Origin of the sequence: Bradyrhizobium zhanjiangense, from assembly GCF_004114935.1 — a bacterium.
GTDB classification, from domain to species: domain Bacteria; phylum Pseudomonadota; class Alphaproteobacteria; order Rhizobiales; family Xanthobacteraceae; genus Bradyrhizobium; species Bradyrhizobium zhanjiangense.
On record NZ_CP022221.1, the window covers coordinates 6,336,096 to 6,358,643 of the forward strand.

The 22,548-nt window shown below is 66.8% G+C and carries 20 protein-coding genes and 3 riboswitches; of the genes, 2 read left to right on the plus strand and 18 right to left on the minus strand.

Annotation, left to right across the window (positions count from 1 at the left end):
* Positions 1-4: 4 nt before the first annotated feature.
* The 3 genes from XH85_RS30505 to XH85_RS45435 all read right to left on the minus strand — a co-directional run bounded on the left by XH85_RS30505 (position 5) and on the right by XH85_RS45435 (position 5,410).
* Complete coding sequence (locus tag XH85_RS30505) at positions 5-1,438, minus strand: NAD-dependent succinate-semialdehyde dehydrogenase (protein ID WP_128934791.1); 1,434 nt, start codon at positions 1,436-1,438, stop codon at positions 5-7.
* Positions 1,439-1,606: 168 nt separating this feature from the next.
* Positions 1,607-3,037: a PepSY domain-containing protein gene (locus XH85_RS30510; RefSeq protein WP_128934792.1), complete on the minus strand. Its 1,431-nt coding sequence runs from the start codon at positions 3,035-3,037 to the stop codon at positions 1,607-1,609.
* Positions 3,038-3,052: 15 nt separating this feature from the next.
* Positions 3,053-5,410: a TonB-dependent receptor gene (locus tag XH85_RS45435; RefSeq protein WP_164940859.1), complete on the minus strand. Its 2,358-nt coding sequence runs from the start codon at positions 5,408-5,410 to the stop codon at positions 3,053-3,055.
* A 114-nt stretch (positions 5,411-5,524) separates the two neighbouring features.
* Positions 5,525-5,726: riboswitch (cobalamin riboswitch) on the minus strand.
* 72 nt (positions 5,727-5,798) lie between these two features.
* Between XH85_RS45435 and XH85_RS30525 the strand changes: the two genes are divergently transcribed.
* A complete protein-coding gene (locus XH85_RS30525) occupies positions 5,799-6,371 on the plus strand; it encodes a histidine phosphatase family protein (protein WP_164940860.1) in 573 nt (190 codons plus the stop codon).
* Between the two features lie 6 nt (positions 6,372-6,377).
* Here the strand turns inward: XH85_RS30525 and cobT are convergent, their stop codons facing one another.
* From cobT to cbiE, 8 genes are all read right to left on the minus strand, one after another.
* Positions 6,378-7,430, minus strand: coding sequence for a nicotinate-nucleotide--dimethylbenzimidazole phosphoribosyltransferase (cobT, locus tag XH85_RS30530; RefSeq protein WP_128934795.1), 1,053 nt, complete (start codon positions 7,428-7,430; stop codon positions 6,378-6,380).
* Between the two features lie 10 nt (positions 7,431-7,440).
* The gene (gene cobF, locus XH85_RS30535; RefSeq protein WP_128934796.1) at positions 7,441-8,190 is read right to left on the minus strand and encodes a precorrin-6A synthase (deacetylating); all 750 of its coding nucleotides are present in this window, start codon (positions 8,188-8,190) and stop codon (positions 7,441-7,443) included.
* Positions 8,191-8,236: 46 nt separating this feature from the next.
* Positions 8,237-8,914 (minus strand): energy-coupling factor ABC transporter permease, encoded by a 678-nt coding sequence (locus tag XH85_RS30540; RefSeq protein WP_128934797.1) that lies wholly within the window; start codon positions 8,912-8,914, stop codon positions 8,237-8,239.
* A 37-nt stretch (positions 8,915-8,951) separates the two neighbouring features.
* Positions 8,952-9,171, minus strand: a riboswitch (cobalamin riboswitch).
* A 45-nt stretch (positions 9,172-9,216) separates the two neighbouring features.
* Positions 9,217-9,948 carry a uroporphyrinogen-III C-methyltransferase gene (gene cobA / locus XH85_RS30545; protein WP_091887719.1) on the minus strand — a complete coding sequence of 244 codons (732 nt, stop codon included), beginning with the start codon at positions 9,946-9,948 and terminating at the stop codon, positions 9,217-9,219.
* Positions 9,945-11,255 (minus strand): cobyrinic acid a,c-diamide synthase CobB, encoded by a 1,311-nt coding sequence (locus tag XH85_RS30550; protein ID WP_128934798.1) that lies wholly within the window; start codon positions 11,253-11,255, stop codon positions 9,945-9,947. Before XH85_RS30550 ends, cobA begins: the two co-directional genes overlap by 4 nt.
* On the minus strand, positions 11,255-12,037 hold the full coding sequence (gene cobM / locus XH85_RS30555) for a precorrin-4 C(11)-methyltransferase (protein ID WP_128934799.1): 783 nt from the start codon (positions 12,035-12,037) through the stop codon (positions 11,255-11,257). Before cobM ends, XH85_RS30550 begins: the two co-directional genes overlap by 1 nt.
* Positions 12,034-12,402: a cobalamin biosynthesis protein gene (locus tag XH85_RS30560; RefSeq protein ID WP_164940861.1), complete on the minus strand. Its 369-nt coding sequence runs from the start codon at positions 12,400-12,402 to the stop codon at positions 12,034-12,036. Before XH85_RS30560 ends, cobM begins: the two co-directional genes overlap by 4 nt.
* Entirely contained in the window at positions 12,399-13,580 is a 1,182-nt protein-coding gene (gene cbiE / locus XH85_RS30565; protein ID WP_128934801.1) for a precorrin-6y C5,15-methyltransferase (decarboxylating) subunit CbiE, read from the minus strand. The genes XH85_RS30560 and cbiE overlap by 4 nt, the downstream gene beginning before the upstream one ends.
* On the opposite strand from cbiE, the gene XH85_RS30570 reads away from it, so the two are divergent.
* The gene (locus XH85_RS30570) at positions 13,579-14,325 is read left to right on the plus strand and encodes a cobalt-precorrin-6A reductase (protein ID WP_128934802.1); all 747 of its coding nucleotides are present in this window, start codon (positions 13,579-13,581) and stop codon (positions 14,323-14,325) included. The genes cbiE and XH85_RS30570 overlap by 2 nt on opposite strands.
* Here the strand turns inward: XH85_RS30570 and cobJ are convergent.
* From cobJ to XH85_RS30605, 7 genes are read right to left on the minus strand one after another with little or no spacing between them, the layout of a single operon-like run.
* Positions 14,301-15,035, minus strand: coding sequence for a precorrin-3B C(17)-methyltransferase (gene cobJ / locus XH85_RS30575; RefSeq protein ID WP_128934803.1), 735 nt, complete (start codon positions 15,033-15,035; stop codon positions 14,301-14,303). The two genes, XH85_RS30570 and cobJ, sit on opposite strands and share 25 nt — an antisense overlap.
* Positions 15,032-15,763 carry a precorrin-2 C(20)-methyltransferase gene (locus XH85_RS30580; protein ID WP_128934804.1) on the minus strand — a complete coding sequence of 244 codons (732 nt, stop codon included), beginning with the start codon at positions 15,761-15,763 and terminating at the stop codon, positions 15,032-15,034. The genes cobJ and XH85_RS30580 overlap by 4 nt, the downstream gene beginning before the upstream one ends.
* A gap of 2 nt (positions 15,764-15,765) precedes the next feature.
* Positions 15,766-16,395 carry a precorrin-8X methylmutase gene (locus tag XH85_RS30585; RefSeq protein ID WP_128934805.1) on the minus strand — a complete coding sequence of 210 codons (630 nt, stop codon included), beginning with the start codon at positions 16,393-16,395 and terminating at the stop codon, positions 15,766-15,768.
* Positions 16,395-17,558 carry a precorrin-3B synthase gene (gene cobG / locus XH85_RS30590; protein WP_128934806.1) on the minus strand — a complete coding sequence of 388 codons (1,164 nt, stop codon included), beginning with the start codon at positions 17,556-17,558 and terminating at the stop codon, positions 16,395-16,397. The genes XH85_RS30585 and cobG overlap by 1 nt, the downstream gene beginning before the upstream one ends.
* Positions 17,555-20,803 carry a cobaltochelatase subunit CobN gene (gene cobN / locus XH85_RS30595; RefSeq protein ID WP_128934807.1) on the minus strand — a complete coding sequence of 1,083 codons (3,249 nt, stop codon included), beginning with the start codon at positions 20,801-20,803 and terminating at the stop codon, positions 17,555-17,557. Before cobN ends, cobG begins: the two co-directional genes overlap by 4 nt.
* Positions 20,803-21,852 carry a cobalamin biosynthesis protein CobW gene (gene cobW, locus XH85_RS30600; protein ID WP_128934808.1) on the minus strand — a complete coding sequence of 350 codons (1,050 nt, stop codon included), beginning with the start codon at positions 21,850-21,852 and terminating at the stop codon, positions 20,803-20,805. Before cobW ends, cobN begins: the two co-directional genes overlap by 1 nt.
* Positions 21,849-22,223 (minus strand): DUF1636 family protein, encoded by a 375-nt coding sequence (locus tag XH85_RS30605; RefSeq protein WP_128934809.1) that lies wholly within the window; start codon positions 22,221-22,223, stop codon positions 21,849-21,851. The genes cobW and XH85_RS30605 overlap by 4 nt, the downstream gene beginning before the upstream one ends.
* A gap of 94 nt (positions 22,224-22,317) precedes the next feature.
* A riboswitch (cobalamin riboswitch) is annotated at positions 22,318-22,537 on the minus strand.
* Between the last annotated feature and the right edge of the window lie 11 nt (positions 22,538-22,548).

Below are 22,548 nucleotides of genomic sequence, written 5' to 3' on the forward strand. Positions count from 1 at the left end.
ATTCTTACGCGCTCGCCTGGGTGACGAACTTCGTATTGAGGTAACCCTCGATCGCCTCGAGGCCGCCTTCGGAGCCGTAACCGGAATCCTTGATGCCGCCGAACGGCACTTCCGGCAGCGCGAGACCATGGTGGTTGATCGACACCATGCCGCTCTCGATGTCGGAGCCGATCGCCTGCATCGTCTTAGTCGAGGTGGTGTAGGCATAGGCTGCAAGGCCGTAAGGCAGACGGTTCGCTTCCGCCACGACCTCGTCATAGCTGCGGAACGAGGTGATCGGCGCCAGCGGGCCGAACGGCTCCTCGTTCATGATGCGCGCATCGCGCGGCACGTCGGTCAGCACGGTCGGCTCGAAGAAGAAGCCTTCATTGCCGATACGCTTGCCGCCGGCCTGCACCTTGGCGCCACGCTGGACCGCGTCGGAGACCAAGCCCTCCATGGCGTCGACGCGGCGCGGGTTGGCCAGTGGCCCCATACGGGTGTCCTTGTCGAGGCCATTGCCGACCTTGAGGCTCTTGGCGGCCGTCACGAACTTGTCGACGAAGGGCTGGTAGACGCTTTCATGCACGAGGAAACGCGTCGGCGAGACGCAGACCTGGCCCGCATTGCGGAATTTGTTGGCCGACAGGATTTTTGCAGCGTTGTCGAGATCGGCATCCGCGAACACGATCGCCGGCGCATGACCGCCGAGCTCCATGGTGACGCGCTTCATGTGCAGGCCGGCGAGCGCAGCCAGATGCTTGCCGACCGCAGTCGAGCCGGTGAAGCTGATCTTGCGGATGATCGGATGCGGAATGAGATATTCCGACACTTCCGCCGGGACGCCGAACACCAGTTGGACAACACCGGGGGGAATGCCCGCGTCGGCATAGGCGCGCACCAGCTCCATGCAGCTCGCCGGCGTCTCTTCCGGGCCCTTGACGATGATCGAGCAGCCGGCGGCGAGCGCGGCCGAGATCTTGCGCACGGCCTGGTTGATTGGGAAATTCCAGGGTGTGAACGCGGCGACCGGGCCGACCGGCTCCTTGGTCACGAGCTGGGAGACGTTGCCCATCCGCGGCGGCACGATGCGGCCATAGGCGCGGCGGGCCTCCTCTGAGAACCAGTCGATGAGGTCGCCGGCCAGCATGGTCTCGCCTTGCGCTTCGACCACCGGCTTGCCCTGCTCCATAGTCATTACCGGCGCGATCTCGGCGGCGCGCGACCGGATGATGTCGGCCGCTTTCCGCATCAGCTTGTAGCGGTCGAACGGCGAGGTCTTGCGCCAGACCTCGAAGCCGGCCTTGGCCGCCTCCAGCGCGCGGTCGAGATCGGCGCGCGAGGCGTGCGGGGTCTTGCCGATCGGCTGGCCGGTGGCGGGATTGAGGATGTCCTCCGACTTGCCGGACGTGCCGTCGGTCCACTCGCCGGCGATGAACATCTGAACTTTCGGGTACATCCTTGGGGTCTCCTGCATGATTTTCGGTCTCCGACGGGTTGGCGCCGCCGCTTCGAGCGAGCGCAGAGCTACACTGAAAGGCCGCCTGCGAAAAGGCGTCAATGATGATGGGGCAAGGCATTGCTGATCTGCTGACCCGACCGTATCGAGCCGCAGTTGCGCCTCAATTCAAGTTGCCAGCGAGGACCGCAAGCGCCGCCAGCCGATGACGATGCCGGTGACGGAGAAGGTCAGCCCGAGCGTACAGAGGCTGACGATCACGACATCACGCAGCCGCGGGTGGGCCAGCAAGATCGGGAAGTCGAGCGTGTGCAACGCGCTGTAAAGCCAGCGGTAGGCGCGCCGCGACGGATCCAGTCTTTGCAGCACGTTGCCATCGGCCCCGTCGATGTCGAACCAGAGGTCGCCATCACAGCGCGAGCGGTAGACCGGTGCACCCGGCATTGTGGATAGCGCGGGGTATTCGTCGCTATCAGGAAGCACGGACGGTGGGCCGCAGCCGACTGTAAGGCGCCCCGTCAGAGCCTGAATCTCGTGCACATCAAGGAATCCCGCCAGTCCATCGCGCAGCGCATCCCCTCTCCTGCTCAAGGTCTGACCACCGAGGGCAACCCGATCGCGCCGATAGACATGGCCGTTAAACGCGAACCATTCCGCCTCGCGAGCCGCGGCAGATATTGGCTGCAGATCGAGCGATGAGGCCTCCCGCCAATCCGGCGCGGCGTTCACCACGCCGGCCTCTGTCGGGGTCAATTGCCCGCGCGAGAACAGCCGGCCGTGATCCATCGAGAGCCAGCCGCTGAAGATCCAGATCAGCACGAAGACCGTCGCTGCGAGGCCAATCAGGTGATGCAGCGCATGCCAGCCACGGTAAGGCGAGATCTGCCTCTTGCCAATCCTGACCCGCACGATCCCGAGCACCGCACCCAGCACAGCCGCGATCAGCGCCAGCAGCGACAAGGTCCAGACCACGCGGTCCCACAGGGTCCAATTGCTGCGCAGGATGGTCGGATAGATCCAGTGCAGCACGCTGCCGACAAGACTCCAGCCGCGCTCGCTGCGCGTCGTATCCAAGGCGATCTCACCGGTTGACGACGAGACGTAGACTTCCGTCCCCGCAGCATCGCCGAGGGCCACGCGAAACAGCGGGCGATGGCGATCGAAGCCGTTCGGCACGCTCCACTGATCGTAGTCCGAACGCCCGACGATCGTCGCATGCGAGGCATCGATCTCGCGCTGGCGCGCATGAGCCTGCGCAATAGCCAGTGCGACATCAGCGGATTTCACCGACGCGTCGTTCCCGTCGGCCGCGCGGATCGCGCGCTGACGCGATGGACCCGAGACGATGTAGACCGCGTCGTCGCTCCGCTGGATCAGCCGAACGCGCGTGGCATCCACGATCCCGCTCGCAGCAACGGCGTCCGCGACCGAAATCCTCCTCTCTCCGCGATCCACCGGCATGAGTCCGGCAAATCGCTCCGCTTCCGTCAGCGACGGAAACGGAACGAAGTGCATCACGATTCCGCTCGCGAACCACATCGCGAACAGCAGGCAGAACGCGATCCCGAGCCAGCGGTGCGAGAGGACGATCGCGCTCATCTTATGCTCGCGGCCTCACCATTTGAACGCCGCCGAGATCTCATAGGTGCGCGGCGCGCCCAGGAGGATCTGATCGGGATAGAACGGATCACCCCAGATTGCGTAGCGCTTGTCGGTGATGTTGCGGACGCGAAAGGTCAAGCGAGCCTGGTCGACCGCATTGAACACCGTCTTGGGGATGTCGACGAAGGCATAGACGTCGGCGACGGTATAGGCCTTCATCGTCACCACGTTGGCATCGGTGTTGTAACGGTCGCCGACATGGCGGCCGGTGATGCCGAGCTCCACCGGCCAGGGCGTGAAGAAGCGCCAGGATGCGCCGGCGTTGGCCACGATGCGCGGCACGTTCGGCGGCGTATTGCCGGAGAACGAGCCACCGACAAAGTTGTAGTCGGCGTAGCGCGCATCGACATAGGCGATGTTACCCCAGAGACGCAGGGGGTCGATCGGGCGCACGGCCGCCGCGAGCTCCACGCCCTTCGACTCCTGCCGTCCGGCGATGTTGAGCTGCATGCCGCCAGCTGCGGCATAGACGTTCTTGCGCACGATGTCGTAGGCGGAAAACGACCACTCCGCCCTGTTGTCCCAGAACAGGTGCTTGACGCCGGTCTCATAGGTGCGCGCGGTTGTCAGGTCGAGCGGCTGGGTCGGCCCGAGCAGAAAGATGTTGTTGGCTGCGATGTCGGCGCCGGTGGCGTACTGGCTGAAGAAGGTCAGGCCAGGAACAGCCTCCCAGGTATAGCCGATGCGTCCCGTCACCGGCGCCCAGTCTTTGGTGAACGGGAAGCCAGCCTTCTCCAGGCCGTTCTTATCGGTCGAGTTACGGTCGAGCCCGATATGCTCGACGCGCAGGCCGCCGATCAGAGCGAAGGTACGTGTCAGCTTCAGCCGGTCCTCGAACGACAGCGCCTCGTTGTCGATGCGCGCGGTTTGCTGCTGGATCGTGAGCGGGCCGTAAAAGCCGCGGTTGGGATCGACGAGCGAAACGGAATCGCCAGGGAAGTTCGCCGCGCCCGGCCTGACGAAATCGAGATAGCTTGACGAGAGAGTCGTGACCAGCCGGTTGTCGAAGCCAGCGATGTTCGCATCCCAGAGCAGGTCGGTGACATTGCCCACCAGCCGCTGGCTGTGCGCGACATAGAAGCGTTCACGATCGACCATGTTCGTCGTGGAATTGAACGCCTCGATCTCGTTGTTGAACCAGGTGCGCTCTGCGCCGAAGCCATAGGCTTGGCTTTTCAGCGTCAGATCGGGCGCCAGCTTCAGCTCGAAACCGCCGCGCAGCCACACCTCTTGCGCGACGTTGCGGTTGTCGAGGACGTTGTAGTTGGTGTTGAAGGTACGATCATCGATGGTGACGGCACCGAGATTGGTTCCGTTGTAGTTCGAGACGTAATTGCCGGAGACGATGCCGCTCGTCGCGTGCGAGCCGCTGAAGGCGATCGGCACCAGCGGCGCGCCCCAATAGGCTTTGGAACGATCCTCCCGGTACTCGATCGCGCCCCAGATCTTGAGACTGTCGGAGATGCGGTAATTGAGCTGGCCGGACGTGTCGAACGTCTTGACATTGGTATCGTCGGCAAAGCCGTTGAGCGTGGAACGGCTGATGTCAAAGCGATAGTCCAGCCCCTGCACGTTGGTGCTGCCGCCGGAACCGTAATGGGCGCGGAACGAGTTCAGGGAATCCCAGGAGAAGTCAGCTTCATTCCGGATCGGTCCGGTATGCGGCTGCTTGGTGACGAAGTTGATGGCACCGCCGGCGGCGCCCTCGCCCGAGATCAGCGAGGCCGGACCTTTCAGGAATTCCACCGCCTCCAGATTGGCGGTATCTGCGATCCGCGAGGTCATGTTCTGCGGACCGATCTTAATGCCGTTGTAGAGCGTGTTGATTTGGCTGTTGGTGAAGCCGCGCATCGAGAAGGCCGAAGGTTCAGCCGGATTGTCGCCGGAGGTGACACCGACTGCGCCCTGCGCCACCTCGGAGACAGTGCGATAGCCCTGCTCGCGCATCGTCTCGGCCGAGATCACCTCAACGGTCGCCGGCGTCTCGCGCACGGTGAGGCCGAGCCGCGAAGCGCTTTCGGCGACCGCATTGCTGTTGAGCGGCGCTGCTGCCGCGGCGGCCGGCACGACAGGCTTGGGCGCTGCGGATGCGGCCGCCGGTCTGCGTGCAGCTGCACGGCGGGCGCTCTGCGCCTCCCGGCCCGCCGGCTTGGCCTGCTTGCGGGATTGCGCCGGCGACACCTCGACCGGCGGCAGGGGTTCGCGGGCCTGCTGCGCCAGCGCCACGGGCAGATCAAAAACGGCAAAGGATGTGAGCGCCGCGGAGGCAAGCAGGAAGCGGCGCGGTCGGACAATATGGATGAAAGACACGGTTCGAAACCTCGGTATGACGTCAGTGGCACGTCACAGCGAACGAGGTCTCACCCTGGCTAATCAGCCGTCCGATGAAGCCGAATGTCTGTACTCCCCGACCGACATCTTCGCGTGTGACCACGGCTGACGGCAGGTCTCCTGGCTCGCGGGTCGTGACCGCTTCGTCGCCTTCCCGGGACCGAGGACCCAGTGGCTTCTGACGAAGGATTCACCGCTTACAGTTGCGGGGGCAGCCGCGGCATTGGGGACAATTTCCCCGCACCGCATTCCCTTTTCATCCCCTCTCGGGGAAACCGTCGAAGCCATCTAGGATTACGATCAAGACAGAGTCAATGTGCAAGCTGCGGCGTTATTGCCACAGCAACCAACTTCCTCGGAGATGAGCATGGAAGGCGAGACCTTCCTCTGGCTGATACGGCATGCACCGGTCGACGGCGTCGCGGGGACGATCCATCCGGCTGACGCGCCGGCCAATCTCGGCGATCGCGCGCAATTGCAGGTACTGCGGCAGTGCCTGCCGCGAAGCGCCGCGAGCTATGCCAGCCCGTCGCGACGCACGGTCGAGACCGCGCAGGCGCTGGGACTCGCGCCCGAGTTGATGCCCGAATTCAGTGAACAGGATTTTGGCGCATGGACCGGCCGTCGGCATGACGAGATCGACGCGGCTGGCGACGAGGCCTATGCGCAATTCTGGAGCGATCCGGCGCGCGGACGTCCGCCGGGCGGCGAGAGCTTTGAGGATCAGGTCACGCGCGTCCGGCTTGGGCTCTCGCGGATCGGCGCGGGCTCCGCAGCGCTCGTCGTGCATTCCGGCACGATCCGCGCTGCGCTCTGCATCGCGCTGGATCTGACACCGCACGCCGCCTTGCGCTTCGTGATCGATCCGCTGTCGCTCACCCGGATCGACCGGCTCGCGACCGGGTGGCGCGTCGTTTCCGTCAATCAGCGGATGGCCTGAGCCGGATCAGGCCGGACGGTCCGGCACATTGGCCTGCGCAAATGTCGCCATGCCGTTGTGGAGCGCGCAAGCCGACCGCACCAGCGGCAGCGCGATCGCGGCGCCGGAGCCTTCGCCGAGCCGGAGATCGAGGCTGATCAGCGGCTGCACGTTCAGCGCACGCAGCACCAGCCGATGCCCCTGCTCTGCCGATTGATGCGACGGCAGCAGGAACGGCCGGCAGGACGGGTTGATCCGCACCGCCGCCAGCGCCGCCACCGACACGATGAAGCCGTCGATCAATACAGGGATGCGGCGCTGCGCAGCTGCAATGATCGCGCCTGAGATCGCCGCGATCTCGAGGCCGCCGACCGCGCATAGGATGTTTTCGGGCGAAGCCCCTGCAATGCCATGGCGCGCAATCGCGGCATCGATCACCCGCGCTTTGTGCGCACGGCCGGCCGCATCGATGCCGGTGCCGCTGCCGGCGATCTCCTCGGCACTGATGCCGAGCAGGCTCGCCGCGATCGCTGCCGAGGTCGTGGTATTGCCGATGCCCATCTCGCCGAAAATCAGCAGATCGGGCTGATTGGCTGCTGCGCGCGCAACCGCGCGCTGACCGGCCTCAAACGCGAATGCCAGTTCCGCAGGTTCGAGGGCAGCTTCCACGCTGAAGTCGCGCGTGCCAGAGCGCGGCTTGTCGGTGACGATGCCCGCCATCTCCTCCTGCGCCAGCGTGCCGGCGTCGACCACCTCCAGGCTGGAGCCAAGCTCACGCGCCAGCACCGAGATCGCGGCGCCGCCAGAGGCAAAATTCGCCATCATCGCGATGGTGACCGCTTGCGGATAGGCCGACACGCCCTGCGCGACGATGCCGTGATCACCGGCGAAGACGATGATCGGCACGCGCGCGGCGCGAGGAGATTCCGTCGCTTGCAGGCCCGCAAGCTCGATCGCGAGTTGCTCGAGCCGGCCAAGCGCGCCGGTCGGCTTTGTCAGTTGCGCCTGACGCGCGATGGCTGCCTCGCGATGATGCGCGGAGATCTCGGGACACTGTTGGTAGATCCATTCGGGGAGCATGCTGCCTCGCTTAACGCGTGCGCTTGAGAATGTAGCTGTCCATGATCCAGCCATGCCGCTCGCGCGCTTCCTGCCGCATTGCGACAATACGCGAGCCCACTTCGGCCAGCGCGCCGGACATGACGATCTGATCGGGCATGCCAAGATAGGCGCCCCACCAGATCTGAAGCCCAGCCGGATCGAGCGACTGGAACGCCGTGCCGCCGTCGAGCATCACCACCACGGTATCGACGCTCTGCGGCCAGCCGCCTTCGCGCAAGCGCCGCCCCGTCGTGACTAGGAACGGCTCGCCGATGTCGTTGAGCGGCAGCGCATGCACGGCGCACAGCGCCTGGATTGAGGTGATGCCGGGCACGACCTCGATATCAGGCAAGGGATCGAGCCGCCGCGCGATGCGTAGCGAGGAGTCGTAGAGCGAAGGATCGCCCCAGATCAGCAGCGCAACCTTGCCCTCGCCGGCGAGATGATTTGCGATCGTTTGCGACCAGGTCGCGGCAACCGCATCGTGCCAATCGTCCACGCCCTTGCGGTAGTCCGCCTCAGTCGCGTCACGCACTGGCAAGTCGAACTCGGCGATGCGCGTGCTCGCGCTGGTGAGCACGTCCGCGCAGATCGTCCGCCGCAGATCCGCAAGATCGGATTTCGCCGACCCCTTGCGCGGGATCAGGACGAGATCGGCGGCGTTGATGGCTTGGATCGCGGCGCGCGTGAGCTGCCCGGGATCGCCGCAACCGATGCCTATCAGGGAGAGCGTGAGCATCACGAGCGCGAAGGGCGACCGCGCCGGCCGCCCGTTCGCTTGTCTCTTAAGCGGCGTTATGCAGGCGCGGCGTGACGAGGCCGGGCGCGGTGACGCCACGCAGCGACTTCGCCAGCGCCAGCACGGCGAGATCGGCGAGCGGCTCGATCACGATGACCAGCGCATAGGATGCCGCAAACGTCGCGATGTTGGCGAGGTTGGTCGCGCCGAAGCCGGAGCCATAGAGGGCCCAGAACGCCACCCAGGCGACGATGCCGGACTGATAGGCGGTCGAGAGCGCCAGCGCCTGGCGGTATTGCAGATCGACGTAAGCCGTGTTGCGCGGAATGATCCGCGTCGCCAACGCCTGGATCGCGAACAGCGGCACCAGGAGCGTGGTGACGTTCATGCCATATTGCGGCAGGTCGGTCGGCACGAAGAAGACGCCCTGGAGCAGCAGGCCGAACGCAAGGCCGAAGGCGGCGGGCGCAGCACCGAACAGCAGGAACAAGGTCGAGCCCAGGATGAAGTGCACCTCGGAGACGCCGACCGGGAAGTGCGGCAGCACCTGGAAGAAAGTGAAGACGAGGCCGGTGGTGGCGAGCGTGCGCGTCGCGAGCGAGCCGATGCCCTGCTCGCGCACGGTCTCGACCGCGAGTTTCAAGGCAACACCACCTGCGGCGATGCCGGTTGCGTAACTCAACACGAGCTTGGCGCCCGTCACGATCCCTGGTTCGATATGCATGGTTCAGATCCTTCCTGCCGTCACACCCGACGGCCTTGGCCTCAAAACGTGCAGGGCCGGTCTCCTGGCTCGCGGTTCACTGGGGTTCTCCGGCCTTCCCGTGCCTTGCGGCTCAGTGGCTGATCGGAGCCCCTCACCGCTTACAGTCGCGGGGGCGGCTGGGGTTTTGGACGCCGCAACTGGGTCCGCCCATCCCCATTCCCGATTATGCTCCGGCGCTTTGCGCCGCGTCGAGCACCATGCCTCTCCTGTGTGCCCCTTTCGCGAGCCGGGCGTCAAGGGGCGAAGGACGACGGCGGCCATCATGACGGATCGTCTCCCGCCAGGGCGCCGAACAGGATGACGGCGGCCGTCGAGGCGGCGCCGCCCCGCGCAAGCTGCTCGGCGAGCTCGGCAATCGTGGTGCGGACCAGCCGCTCGTCGGAACGGCCGAGTGATTCCGCAAACAGCGCCGGCGTATCTGCGGCGAGGCCATGGTCGATCAATTTTGCGGCAAGCGCCGGAAAAGTGCGCCGGCCCATGTAGACCACGGTGGTTGCCTCGGGATCGGCGAGCGCCGCCCAATTCAGGTTTGGCGGCAGTTCGCCGGTGACGTCGGCCCCGGTCACGAACTGCACCCGCCGCGAGGTGTGGCGCCGGGTCAGGGGGATGCCGGCTTGCGCGGCGGCAACGCAGGCGGAGGTGACGCCGGGAATGATCTCGTAGCCGATGCCGGCCTCGCGCAGCGTCTCCAGCTCCTCCTCGAGCCGGCCGAAAATGCCGGCGTCGCCGGACTTCAGCCGCACCACCCGCGCGCCGGTTGCGGCATAATCGACGAGCAGGCGATTGACATGGTGCTGCTTGGTCGAGGGCCGCCCTGCCCGTTTCCCCACCGCGACGAGATTGGCGCCGGGACGAGCGAGATCGAGGATCGCGCCGGAGGCAAGATCGTCATAGAGCACGACGTCGGCCTCACGCAGCCGCGCAGTCCCCTTCACCGTGAGGAGTTCTGGGTCGCCGGGGCCGGCGGAGACGAAAGAAACAAAACCGCTCACCGATCCTCCGCGATCAGATGGAAGAACGTGCCGGTGGCTTGGCCCCGCCGCGAGCCGGTCTCGGCAATGACCGTGCCGGTTGCATCGTGAACCACGGCCAGCGGCGTGTCCGGCTGGGCGATGATTGTCGAATAATGGAACTCGTGGCCGCGCAGGCGTGCGCCGACCTGATGCCCCGGCATCGGTGCGGCCAGTTCGGCGAGACGATAGCCCAGATGCATGCGGCGCTTGGCAAAGCTGGTCTCCAGGCCGAGCAACCCCGCCATCTCATGGCGCACGCCGTCGGCGTCGGTCAAAGCGATTCCCAACACCATATAGCCTCCGCATTCGCCGTGCACGGGGCGCGTCTCAGCAAAGACGCGCAAGCCGTCGCGAAAGCGTGCACTAGCCGCAATCTTGCCGGCATGAAGCTCGGGATAGCCGCCTGGCAGCCAGCAGACATCGGCGCTTGCGTCAGGCGCTTCATCGGCCAACGGCGAGAATGTCGAGATCTCGGCGCCGGCCGCGCGCCAGGCTTCCAGCATATGCGGATACACGAAAGAGAACGCCGCATCGCGGGCCAGCGCGATGCGTTGGCCCGGCGGCGTCACGTTCAGGCCGTTCTCCCCGGATTGCGGCGACCAGCTGGCTGCCGCTCGCAGCACCGCCTCGAGATCGACATGCTCGGCGACGAAGCGCGCGGCCTCGTCGATCAGCTTGCCGATCTCGACCTGCTCCTCGGCCTGAACCAGGCCGAGATGGCGCTTCGGCAGGCTGATCTCGGCATGGCGCGGCAGCGCGCCGAACACGGCAATGCCGGCATCGTTGAGTGCGTGCCGCACGAGATCTTCATGGCGCGGGCTGGCGACGCGATTGAGCACGACGCCTGCGAGGCGCACCCCGGCGCGATAGTCACGAAGACCCGCGGCGATTGCCGCCGCGGTCTGCGCCTGTCCCGACGGATCGATCACTAGCACGACCGGCCAGCCCAGCATCTCCGCGATGTCGGCGGTCGCACCGGTGCCGGAGACGCCGCGTGCGGCGACACCGTCGAACAGGCCCATCGAACCCTCGGCGAGCACGACATCGGCATTCGCGCCGCGGCTGACGAGATGCGCGATTTCTGCGCGGTCCATCGCCCAGCTATCGATATTGACGGAGGCGCGTCCCGTGGCGGCGGCGTGGAAGGCGGGATCGATGTAGTCGGGCCCGCTCTTGAAGCACTGTACGTTCAATCCGCGATTGCGCCAGGCGCGCGCGAGCGCCAGCGTCAGCGTGGTCTTGCCGACGCCGGAGGCCGGCGCGGAGATGACGAGGCCTGCCGCCATCACGACCCCTCCGGAAAGCGTGGCTCGGCGCCGACCGGCCGATAGCGGCGATCATAATCGGCGGCATAGAGACGGCTCTCGTCAAAATCCGCGGCACCAAGCGTCTGGCCGACCAGGATCAGCGCGGTGCGTTCCATTTCGCCGCCCACAGCCGCATTGAGCGTTGCGAGCGTCGCGCGCACGATGCGCTGGTCCGGCCAGCTCGCGCGCCAGACGATGGCGACCGGACAGTCCGCGCCATAATGCGGCGTCAGCTCGGCGATGACCTTGTCGAGCAGATGGATCGACAGGTGGATCGCGAGCACCGCGCCGGTGGCAGCGAACGCAGCAAGCTTCTCGCCCTCAGGCATCGCGCTGGCACGGCCCGGCGTGCGCGTCAGCACCACGGTCTGAGCGAGACCAGGCAGCGTCAGCTCGGCCTCCAGTGCCGCTGCAGCAGCCGAGAACGACGGAACGCCCGGCGTCACCGAATAGGGAATGCCGAGCGCGCGCAGGCGGCGGAGCTGTTCGCCCATCGCCGACCAGATCGAGAGATCACCGGAATGCAGCCGCGCGACATCTTTGCCGTCCGCATGCGCAGCGGCGATCTCGGCGATGATCTCGTCGAGCGACAGCGGCGCGGTGTTGACGATCCGCGCACCGGCCGGGCAATGCGCCAGCACGCCCTCCGGCACCAGCGAGCCGGCATAGAGGCAGACCGGAGAAGCGGCGATCAGATCGCGTCCGCGCAACGTCAGGAGGTCGGCAGCGCCCGGCCCCGCGCCGATGAAATGCACCGTCATGCGCCGTCTCCTTCAGCGATCGCCGCGGTCGCTGTGCGATCCCGCGAGACCGCCCGCGTCGCAATCAGCCGCGCGCGAGGGCCGGCCGCTGCGAGCGCCGCCGCTTCAGCGACTGATCCCGTGCCGAACTTTTTGGCAACAAGCTTCGACTGCGTCGGCGTGTCGATGCCGGCCAGCAATTCGGCCGGGATAGCCCTGATCGGCACGCCGCATTCGCGCGCGAGCTGCTTCAGTGCTTCCGCCTCCGCCTTGTCGCTGACGGTCGCCACGGCAGAAAGGCCTTCAAAACCGCCGGCCGCCAGCAGCGCCTCACGCAGCGAAGCCAGCGTAGCGTCGCGCTTGAATCCGAGCCCGGCAACTTTCATCGGACCACACTCCACTGCACCACCGGACGTGTCGCCTCCCAGGAGCGGTAGCGGCCAAGCGGGCCGACATGCGCGATCTCGATGCGCATCAACTCGCCGCCGTGGTGCTGCTGCAATTCGCCGAGCAGCGCTTCCGTCTCCAGCGTGACTGAATGTGCAACAAGCCGCGTACCCGGCGCGAGCCGGGGCCAGATGGCATCGAATATCGCAGCGCCGAGACCGCCGCCGATGAAGACCGCATCGGGCGCTTCCAGCGCAGCCAGAGCTTCGGGCGCATTCCCCGTGACGACGGTGATCCGATGCGCCAGCCCGAACGCCGTCGCATTGCTGCGGATGTTCGCAGCGCGATCCTCGCGCGCTTCGATCGCGATCGCCGTCCCGCCGCACAGCGCCCACTCGATGGAGATCGAACCTGAGCCGGCGCCGACATCCCACAGCCGCTCACCGGGACGCGGCGCCATGGCCGACAGCGCCAGCGCGCGCACCGGCCGCTTGGTGATCTGGCCGTCATGAACAAAGAGATCGTCCGACAAGCCCGAACTGCGGGGAATGCCCTGCGTCCCCCTCGCCAGCACCGCCACCGCAACCAGATTTCCAGCAATATCATCAGCAAAGAGATCGGCGCGATGCTGGTCAATGTATTCCCGTGGGCCGCCAAGCGCAGCAAGAGTCCACAGGATTGAAGCGCCCCATCCGCGTTCCGTCAGCCATTTCGCGAGATCATCTGCCGCCTTCCCGTTGCGCACGAGGCAAATGATGCGCGCATCTCGTGCCAGATGCGGCACCAGACGCTCGAATGGTGCGGCATGAAGCCCAAGACACACAACCGACTCGAGCCGCCAGCCGAGCCGTGCGGCGGCGAGCGAGAAGGTCGATGGCGCGGGGTGCGCGATCCACTCGTCGCTACCGAGCTTCTCGACCAGGCCCGCCCCGGCGCCATGCCAGAACGGATCACCGGAGGCGAGCACCGCGGTCGGCCGGTCGCGGCAGCTCAGCACGATGTCCGCATCGAACGGCACCGGCCACGGACGGCCGCGGCTGCCAACTTCCGCGAGCGCAAGATGACGCTCGCCGCCGAAGACGGTTTCTGCCTTGGCGAGCGCCTTTCGGCTTGCCTCCGACAGGCCGGCAAGGCCATCTTCGCCGATACCGATGATGGTCAGCCAGGGATCAGCCATGACACGCGCCCTCATTCTGGGCGGAACGAGCGATGCGAGCCTGCTCGCCGCGGCGGTCGCGCGCGCCGGCATCCACGCCGTCTATTCCTATGGCGGCCGCACCCGCGCGCCCGCCGATCAGCCGCTGCCGATACGCATCGGCGGATTCGGCGGGGTGAGCGGGCTTGCCGACTACATACGTCGCGAGGCCATCACGCATGTGATCGACGCGACGCATCCCTTCGCCGCCGAGATGAGCCGCAACGCGGTCGAGGCATGCGCGGAGACCGGCACACCGTTGATTGCGCTGGAGCGCGCGCCCTGGAGCAAAGCGCCTGGCGACGACTGGATCGAGGTCGTCGACGTCAACGCCGCCGTCGCCGCGCTGCCCGAGACACCGACAAAAGTGTTCCTCGCCATCGGCCGCCAGCACATCGCGCCATTCGTGATGAAGCCGCAGCACACCTACACGCTGCGCTTCGTCGATCCACCCGAAACGACCCTGCCCTTTCCGGCCGACGTGATCGTGTCGCGCGGGCCGTTCACCCTCAACGGCGAGTTGGAGATGATGCGCATGCGCGGCATCATGTGCATTGTCGCCCGCAATTCCGGAGGCGACGGGGCGCGCGCCAAGATCGACGCGGCGCGCATGCTCGGCCTGCCCGTGATCATGATCTCGCGACCAGAGCTGCCCGAACGTCAGCGGGTCGAGAGCGCGGCTGAGATCATGCAGTGGCTCAGTCATCGCACCTGCCTCGGCGCATAGATCCAGCGGCCGACGCGCCGCGTCTGCGAATTGCCGACGATCACCAGCGTGCGCATGTCGGCCATCTCGGGCGCCACTTCGTTCAGCGTGACGGTTTCGATCTTTTCATCGGGCGTACTGATCGCGCGCGCGAAGATCACGAGCCGCTCGCCGCAGCCGGCCTCTCGAAGCGCCGCAAGCGCGCGGCCAAATCCTTCCGGCCGGCTGGCTGAGCGCGGATTGTACATAGCGATGGCAAAATCGGCTTCCGCGGCGAGCCGCAGGCGCTTCTCGATCACGGCCCAAGGCTTCAGATTGTCGGAGAGATTGATCGCGCAGAAATCATGGCCGAGCGGCGCGCCGGCGCGGGCAGCCGCCGCCAGCATCGCGGTGATGCCGGGCAGCACGCGGATCGGCAGGTCCCGCCATTGCGGTGCCTGCTCGAGCGCCTCGAACACGGCAGAGGCCATCGCGAAGACGCCGGGATCACCGGAGGAGACGACGACGACCTGGCCACCTTCGGCGGCAAGCCGCAGGGCTTCGCTCGCGCGATGCAGCTCTTCGCGATTGTCCGACGGGCGCAGGGTGAGCCCTGCTCGCGGCGACACGCGCGCGACATAGGGCGCGTAACCCAAAATGTCGGTCGCAGACGCAAGCGCGGCGGAGACTTCCGGCGTCACCAGCGCGTCGCTGCCAGGGCCAAGGCCTGCGATGGTCAGCGTGCCCATCATTCGGCGGCGTCCAGATGCCGGCCCTTGCCGTGCACCAGCACAATCGCGAAATAAGGGCAGTCGGCGGCATCGATCTCTGCGAGCCGCATAACGCGCTCACCCGGCATGGTGCCGCGCTCGACCAGCCAGGCATCATCCAGTCGGCCGGCCGACGCGAGCGCGCGGCGCACCTTTGCGAGATTGCGCCCGGTCTTCATGATGACGAGCGCATCGGAATCACGCATGCGCCGTTCGAGCTCGTCTTCGGCAAGCGTTCCCATCAGCACCGTCGTGACGTCGTCGCCGAGCGCGATCGGCTGGCCGACGCCATTCCAGCAGCCGACCATGCCGGGAATCCCCGCGATCACTTCGATCTCGACGCGGCCTTGCAGGCGCGTGTGCAGATGCATGAACGAGCCGTAGAAGTAAGGATCGCCCTCGCATAGCACGACGACGTCGACCGCGCGCGAAAGCCGCGCCAGGCGCTCGGCCCATTCGTCGTAGAAGCCGGCGAGCAGCTGCACGTATTCAGGGCTGTCGAAGGCGATCTCAGTCGTGACCGGATATTCCATGGGATATTCGGTGACGTCGGCAGCCAGCATGCCCTCGACAATGCGGCGCGCCTGGCCGGGGCGTCCCTTCTTGCGAAAATAGGCGACGTGCTTGGCGGCGCGCACCGTTCGATCGGCGCGCACGCTCATCAAATCAGGATCGCCGGGGCCGAGACCGCAGCAGATGATGCGCCCCATGACTATTCGCTCCGGCTCGCCAGCGCGTTGACGGCGGCCACCGTGATCGCGGAGCCGCCGAGGCGACCTTCAACCGTCAGCGCCGGTGCCGGCGGATCGGCCATCAGCGCGGCCTTGGATTCGGCGGCGCCGACGAAGCCGACGGGACAGCCGATGATCGCCGCGGGCCGCGGGCAGTCGCGGTCCTCCAGCATGTTGAGCAGATGAAACAGCGCGGTCGGCGCGTTGCCGATGGCGACGATCGCGCCGCCCAGATGCGGCCGCCACAGCTCCAGCGCTGCCGCCGAGCGGGTGTTGCGCATGGATCGCGCGAGTGCGGGAACGGCGGCATCGCCGAGCGTGCAGATCACGGCGTTGGCTGCGGGCAGTCTCGCGCGCGTAATGCCTTCGGAGACCATGCGCGCGTCGCACAGGATCGGCGCTCCCTTCTGCAATGCTGTGCGCGCAGCGGCCGCCATGCCGGGCGTGAAGCGGATATGCGCCTCCAGGCCGACCATGCCGGCGGCATGGATCATCCGCACCACGACCTGCTCCTCGTCCGGCGTGAAGCGCGCAAGATCGGCCTCGGCGCGGATGATCGCAAAGGATTGCCGGTAGATCGCCGCACCGTCGGTTTCGTAAGTGTAGGGCATCAGTGCCCTCCGACCAGGATGGAGGGATCGCTGACGATGTCATCACCGTTCAGGCCGCGCAGAGCGGGCTCATCGCGGGTCGATCCACCGCGGACGAGATCGAATCCGGTGCGGGTCGCAACCAGCGTCACAGCGGCGGCGCCGGAATGCGCGCAGCCCTTGGCGCAGCCGGAGACGTGAAGCCGCGTATCGGCTGCAATGCGTGGCGCGAGCGCAGCGGCGAGCGCGCGGGTATCGGCATGCGCCTCGCGGCAGCGCGGCGCACCGCTACAGGCGATGACGCGTAGCGCGGGATCGTACGGCTCCGTAATGAGACCCGCCCCCTTCGGCATCGCACGCTTGCCCTCGCTCAGAACCATCCGCCATGGCGTCATGCGCAGGGCATGTCCGCAACCCGCGAATTGATGCAGCGTTGAATGCAGCATCTGCCCGAACGCAACCCCGACCATGGCGCCCTGCGGATAATGTCCAGGCCGCAGCGCGGCCATCACAGGGGCCGGTTCGGTCTCGCCGCGCAAGGTCCCGGGCAATGCCGCACCGGAAGCGATGTGGGCCGCCATGCGCCCTCGCCCGCCGCTGACGCCGCCGGACGTTATGAACCAGTTTGCGATCGCCAGCGCCGTGCTCACGGCGCCTCCGCGCCCGACGGAGCGACCGAGCCTCGCACCATCCGCGCGGACCAGGAGCCGGCCGCTGCGATCGCGCTCGATGCGCACGTCGGCGGAATCACCGGCCAGCACGCGCGAGGTCCCGTCATCGATCGCGAAGCCGAACTTTGTGGGCAATTTGAGCGCGCTGTCGGCAAGCTCCTCCTCGAGCTCGGCGGCGAGTGCCTGCGTGTCGTCGCCCTCGTTCCAGAACGGCGTCACCAGGATGTTGCGCCGGGATTCGATATCGACGTCGGGATCGAGCAGCGCCAGTCGCGCAAGGCCATCGAGCAGCGGGCCGTGGCTTTCGTCGCTGACACCTCTGATCTGGAGATTGGCGCGGCTCGTCACGTCGATGAGACCACTGCCGAAGCGTTCGGCCAGCCCGGCAAGGCCGGAAATCTGTGCCGCTTCAAGGCGTCCACCGAACGGACGCACGCGCACCACGAGCCCGTCGCCCGATCGCATCGGCTGCAGCGCGCCGGGACACCAGCCCTTGATCGCGGAAGCGCTCATGACGCCTCCTTCAGCGCAGCGGCGATCGAATTACGGCGCGTCCGCCAGAGCGAGGCCTCATGCAACCGCGTGAAGCACGTCTCCATCGCGGTGAGCGCCATCGGATTCTCGCGTGCAATGAACGCGCGGACATCGTCATTGCCGAGCGTCGCATCGTAATAGAGATCGAACAGATGCGGCGGCACGGCGCCGGCAAGATGCGCGAAGGCGGCCATGTGCTCGAGCGTCGCGGTGATCTCGGCCGCGCCGCGAAAGCCGTGGCGCATCATGCCGGCGATCCAGGCCGGGTTGGCCGCGCGCGCGCGGACGACGCGCGAGATCTCTTCCGTCAGCGTGCGCGCATGCGGCTCCTCGGGGCGAGTCGTGTCAATGTGATAGAGCGATGGCCCGCTCGCACCGAGATGTGCGGCAGCTGCGGCGACGCCGGCTTCATGCGAGGCATAGTCGGCGGCGAGCAGAAGATCGGTCTCCGGCAGATCCTGGACGTGGACGAAGGCATCGGCCGACGCAAGCCGCGCCTCGATGCCGGCGCGATCCGGCTGCAGCGCGCCATCCGCCGAGAATGCCCAGGACGATGCCGACAGCCAGGCTTCGCCGGCGGCATCACGCGTCTCGGGCGTGAATGCATCCGGGATCGCCGAGAGGCCAACGCCGTATTGTCCGGGCCGCGGCGCAAATACGCGTGACGCTCGGTGGCGATAAGGATTCTCCTCGCCCTCCTCGTCGCGGCTTGCGAGTGCCTCGGACGCGGCCTCGAACAATTGCGCCAGCCCCGAAAACACATCGCGGAACAGGCCGGACACGCGCAGCGTCACGTCGATGCGGGGACGGCCAAGCTCGGCCGGCGCGATGATGTCGTAACCGGTGACGCGGCCGGAGGCGTGGTCCCAGCGCGGCGCGAGGCCGGCCAGATGCAGCGCCATTGCGAACTCCTCGCCCGCGGTGCGCATCGTCGCCGACCCCCAGAGATCGACCACGAGCCCCTTCGGCCAGTCGCCATGATCCTGCAAGTGACGGCGCAGCAGCTCTTCGGCGAGCTTGATGCCTTGCGCATGGGCCGACGGCGTCGGCACCGCGCGTGGATCGACGGCGAAGAGATTGCGCCCGGTGGGCAGCACGTCCTGGCGCCCACGATAGGGTGAGCCCGACGGCCCCGGCGCAACGCGCTTGCCTGCAAGCGCCGCCTGCAGCGCCTCCCGCTCCGCTCCGCCGCAGGCGCCGCGGCCGAACACGTGCAGGCCGTCGCCGAACTGGCTTTCCTTGAGATCGCAGACGAAGCGATCGATCCGCGGAATGGCTTCGGCTGGTGCGGCCGATGCATCGAGGCCGAGATCGTCTTCGAGACCCGCCGCGCGCGCCTCGTCGCGGATCGCTGAGATCAGACGCTGGCGGCGCGCGGGATCAAGACCATCGGCAGTCGAATATTCGTCGAGCAGACGTTCGAGCCGGCGCAGGCCTTCCGGCACGACGGATGCCGCAAGCGGTGGCGGCAGATGGCCGATCGTGACGGCAGCAATGCGCCGCTTGGCCTGCGCGGCCTCTCCGGGATCATTGACGATGAAGGGATAGATGACGGGGAGATCGCTGATCAGGGCTTCCGGCCAGCATGCCTGCGACAGCGCCACGGATTTGCCGGGCAGCCATTCCAGCGTGCCGTGCGCGCCCATGTGCACGACGGCATTGATGCCCTGCTCCCTGAGCCAGAGATAGAATGCGACATAGGCATGGCGCGGCGTGCGGGCGAGATCGTGATAGTCGGCATCGCGCGTCGTTGCATCGCCGCGCTCGGGCTGGACCGCGATGATCGACGCGCCGCAATGGATCGCCGCGAAGTGGAACGCGCCGTCGCGACAGCTTGGATCATCCTCCGGCGCGCCCCAGGCTTGTGCGAGATCATCCTGCAAGACTTGCGGCAGGCGCAAGAGCGCAGCACGGTACTCAGCGACGCTCCAGGTAAGCTGCTGCCTCAGCAGCGTCTCGCCGAGCGCATCGACCGGCGCAACATCGAAGCCGGCCTCCGCGAGATCAGACAGCAAGGCCTCGACCGAGGCCAGCGCATCGAGACCGACCGCATGCGCGATCTGGTGCGGACGTCCCGGATAGTTCGAGAGCACGATCGCCAGACGCTTCCTGGCGGCCGGCGTCTCCGCGAGCCGCCGCCAGGCGGCAACGCGCGCGGCGATGACCTGCACCCGCTCCTCATCCGCGCGATGGACAAGATGCGAGAATTGCAGATCGGGATCGCGCATCCCAGCGGATTTGAAGCTCACCACGCCCGCGAACAGGCGACCGTCGACCTCGGGCAGCACCACATGCATCGCGAGATCGCCGGGCGACAGACCACGGAGCGAGGTGGCCCAGTCCTCACGCCGCGCCGTCGAGAGCGCGACCTGGAACACCGGACATGATGCGGTATCGAACGGCGTCGTGCCGTCATCGCCCATTGCCGAGAACGCCGTCGCATTGACGATCGCGGCCGGAGAATCTTGCGCGAGATGCGCGCGCAGCCAATCGGCAACGCCCGCGGCCTTCAGCGAGGTGACGAAGACACCATAAGCGTCAAAGCCCTTCTCGCGCAGCGCGGCGATCAAGGCATCGACCGGGCCGGTGTCCGCAGCAGTGAGATAGGAGCGATAGAACGTCACCAGCGCGCGAGGCTTCCCCTCGCCGCCCACCGGCGCAGCAATGACGCCACGCGCGGGATCGTAGAACCCCATCTCAGGCACGGTCATCTCGCCGACAACTGGCCCGGCATAGAGGCCCGAGGCCAGCGCGAGCTGCGCGATCGCAGCTTGCGCCGCGACCGGGCCGCCGGTGTCGCAGAGCACCTTGAGCCGGCGCAGCGTCGACACCGGCAAGGTCGAATACGCGTCCAGCCGCGTATCGTCGCGGCCATCGGCCGGCAGCACGGCCAGCACGATGTTACGGTCCTTGGCAAGTTGCTGGAGCGCCGCGAGACCATACGGCCAGTAGGACTCACCGCCGATCAGCCGCACCAGGATGCCACGCACCTGCGACAGCGTGCGTTCGATATAGGTGTCGACCGAGAGCGGATGACGCAGCTCCGCAAGATTGGCGAGCCGCAGCGACGGCAAGCTGTCGCGGCCGCGCCGCCAGCCGGCCGCGAACGCGGCAAGGTCGGAATCCGAATACGAGAGCACCACGAGATCGGCCGGGTCCTGGCCGATGTCCCTTGGCGTCGCGGTCTCCTCGAGACCGCGGCTCTCGCGGAAAACGACGTGCATCAGATGCCAGATCCTGAAAGACCAAGTCCTGACCTGATCGCGGCCTCGTCGATGTCGCCATGCTCGCCGATCACGACGAGCTTCGACTGCCGTACGCCGGCAGCCCAGGGCTTGTCGAACTGGTGTCGCACGCGCTCGCCGACCGCTTGCAGCAACAGGCGCATCGGCTTGCCCGCGACCGCGATATAGCCCTTGGCACGCAGCACGTTCTGCTCGCGTGCCAGGCGCTGGATGGAGGCGACCAGCGCATCGACATTAGACACTTCCGGAAGATCGATCACGACCGAGGCAAAATCGTCGTGCTCATGCTCCTCCTCGCCGTCATGATGCGAGGGGCGCGCGGCAAGATCGTTTTCGGCGGCAGCGCCGAGACCGAGAATGACGCGCGCATCGATCGCGCCGTCGGTGACGGGCAACATCGGCACGCGGCGCGGCATCTCGGCCGTGATCGCCGCCTTGGCCGCTTCGATACCCGTGGCGCCCGCAAGATCGGCCTTGGTCAACAGCACGATGTCGGCACAGGCGATCTGGTCCTCGAACACTTCCGACAGCGGCGTCTCGTGATCGAGGTTTTCGTCGGCCGCGCGCTGCGCTTCGACCGCAGCGGGATCCGGCGCGAAGCGGCCAGCAGCGACGGCTTCGGCATCGGCCAGCGCGATCACACCGTCGACCGTGATGCGCGAGCGGATCTCCGGCCAATCGAACGCCTTCAGCAGCGGCTTTGGCAGCGCCAAGCCCGAGGTCTCGATCAGGATGTGATCGGGCCGCACTGGGCGCGCCAAGAGCTGCTCCATGGTCGGAATGAAATCGTCGGCGACGGTGCAGCAGATGCAGCCATTGGCGAGCTCGACGATGTTCTCCTCCGGGCAATTGGCGTCGGCGCACGACTTCAGGATCTCGCCATCGACACCCTCGCTGCCGAACTCGTTGACGAGCACGGCGAGCTTCTTCCCGCCCGCATTGGCAAGCAGATGCTGGATCAGTGTCGTCTTACCGGAGCCGAGGAAACCGGTGACCACCGTAACCGGGACTTTTGCGAGCGAATTCATTCGGCGGCCTCCGGCACGACGGCGATGGGGGGAATGCGCGCAAGCGATTGCTTGCGGAAGATTTCGGGACGGCTGCGCCAGGGCACGAGGCCGTCGGGCGCGGCCGCATAGGCCGCAGCGCCCGCGATCACGTCGCGCGCATTCGCATCCGACAGGCGGCCATAGACGTAGGACCAGCGGCCGGGCGCGCTGAGCGCGACTGAGCAGCCCTGGCTGCAGGCGGACAGGCATTCAACGGGAACCACGCTGACGCCATCGGGCACGCCGGCGTCCAGGATCGCGCCATGCAGCCGCTTGCCTGGCGTCGTCTCGCCCTGGCCAAGTGTCTCGCCGGCACGGCAGGTAATGCAGACGTGAAGTGTGACCGTCATCGCCTCTTCCAGAATAAACAGCGGGAGGCGAAGAGGCGCACGAACCACTTTTCAGGGGCCCGTTTCCCCGTCGCGGAACACCCCGTCCGCCGGTCCAAAATCGTCCGCGCTGGCAGGTCTCCCGGCTTGCGGAGCAGGGTCTTGCCCTTCGATCCCCGCCTTCCCGATCCCCTGGGGGATCAGTGGCTTCGGGCATCTCTCCGGTCACGGTCGCGGGGGCGGCTGCATTTTGGACCCAAATCTTGCCGATTCGGACCCTATCGCATTCCCTCTTCGCCTGTCATAGGACAGGAACCAACGCGGGCCCACCATTTGCCGCTGGCCG

Bases quoted from the DNA above. Each gene is read 5' to 3' on its own strand.
- XH85_RS30505 (WP_128934791.1), bottom strand. From the start codon at position 1,438: ATGTACCCGAAAGTTCAGATGTTCATCGCCGGCGAGTGGACCGACGGC.
- XH85_RS30510 (WP_128934792.1), bottom strand. From the start codon at position 3,037: ATGAGCGCGATCGTCCTCTCGCACCGCTGGCTCGGGATCGCGTTCTGC.
- XH85_RS30525 (WP_164940860.1), top strand. From the start codon at position 5,799: ATGGAAGGCGAGACCTTCCTCTGGCTGATACGGCATGCACCGGTCGAC.
- cobT (WP_128934795.1), bottom strand. From the start codon at position 7,430: ATGCTCCCCGAATGGATCTACCAACAGTGTCCCGAGATCTCCGCGCAT.
- cobF (WP_128934796.1), bottom strand. From the start codon at position 8,190: ATGCTCACGCTCTCCCTGATAGGCATCGGTTGCGGCGATCCCGGGCAG.
- XH85_RS30540 (WP_128934797.1), bottom strand. From the start codon at position 8,914: ATGCATATCGAACCAGGGATCGTGACGGGCGCCAAGCTCGTGTTGAGT.
- XH85_RS30550 (WP_128934798.1), bottom strand. From the start codon at position 11,255: ATGGCGGCAGGCCTCGTCATCTCCGCGCCGGCCTCCGGCGTCGGCAAG.
- cobM (WP_128934799.1), bottom strand. From the start codon at position 12,037: ATGACGGTGCATTTCATCGGCGCGGGGCCGGGCGCTGCCGACCTCCTG.
- XH85_RS30560 (WP_164940861.1), bottom strand. From the start codon at position 12,402: ATGAAAGTTGCCGGGCTCGGATTCAAGCGCGACGCTACGCTGGCTTCG.
- XH85_RS30570 (WP_128934802.1), top strand. From the start codon at position 13,579: ATGACACGCGCCCTCATTCTGGGCGGAACGAGCGATGCGAGCCTGCTC.
- cbiE (WP_128934801.1), bottom strand. From the start codon at position 13,580: ATGGCTGATCCCTGGCTGACCATCATCGGTATCGGCGAAGATGGCCTT.
- cobJ (WP_128934803.1), bottom strand. From the start codon at position 15,035: ATGATGGGCACGCTGACCATCGCAGGCCTTGGCCCTGGCAGCGACGCG.
- XH85_RS30580 (WP_128934804.1), bottom strand. From the start codon at position 15,763: ATGGGGCGCATCATCTGCTGCGGTCTCGGCCCCGGCGATCCTGATTTG.
- XH85_RS30585 (WP_128934805.1), bottom strand. From the start codon at position 16,395: ATGCCCTACACTTACGAAACCGACGGTGCGGCGATCTACCGGCAATCC.
- cobG (WP_128934806.1), bottom strand. From the start codon at position 17,558: ATGAGCGCTTCCGCGATCAAGGGCTGGTGTCCCGGCGCGCTGCAGCCG.
- cobN (WP_128934807.1), bottom strand. From the start codon at position 20,803: ATGCACGTCGTTTTCCGCGAGAGCCGCGGTCTCGAGGAGACCGCGACG.
- cobW (WP_128934808.1), bottom strand. From the start codon at position 21,852: ATGAATTCGCTCGCAAAAGTCCCGGTTACGGTGGTCACCGGTTTCCTC.
- XH85_RS30605 (WP_128934809.1), bottom strand. From the start codon at position 22,223: ATGACGGTCACACTTCACGTCTGCATTACCTGCCGTGCCGGCGAGACA.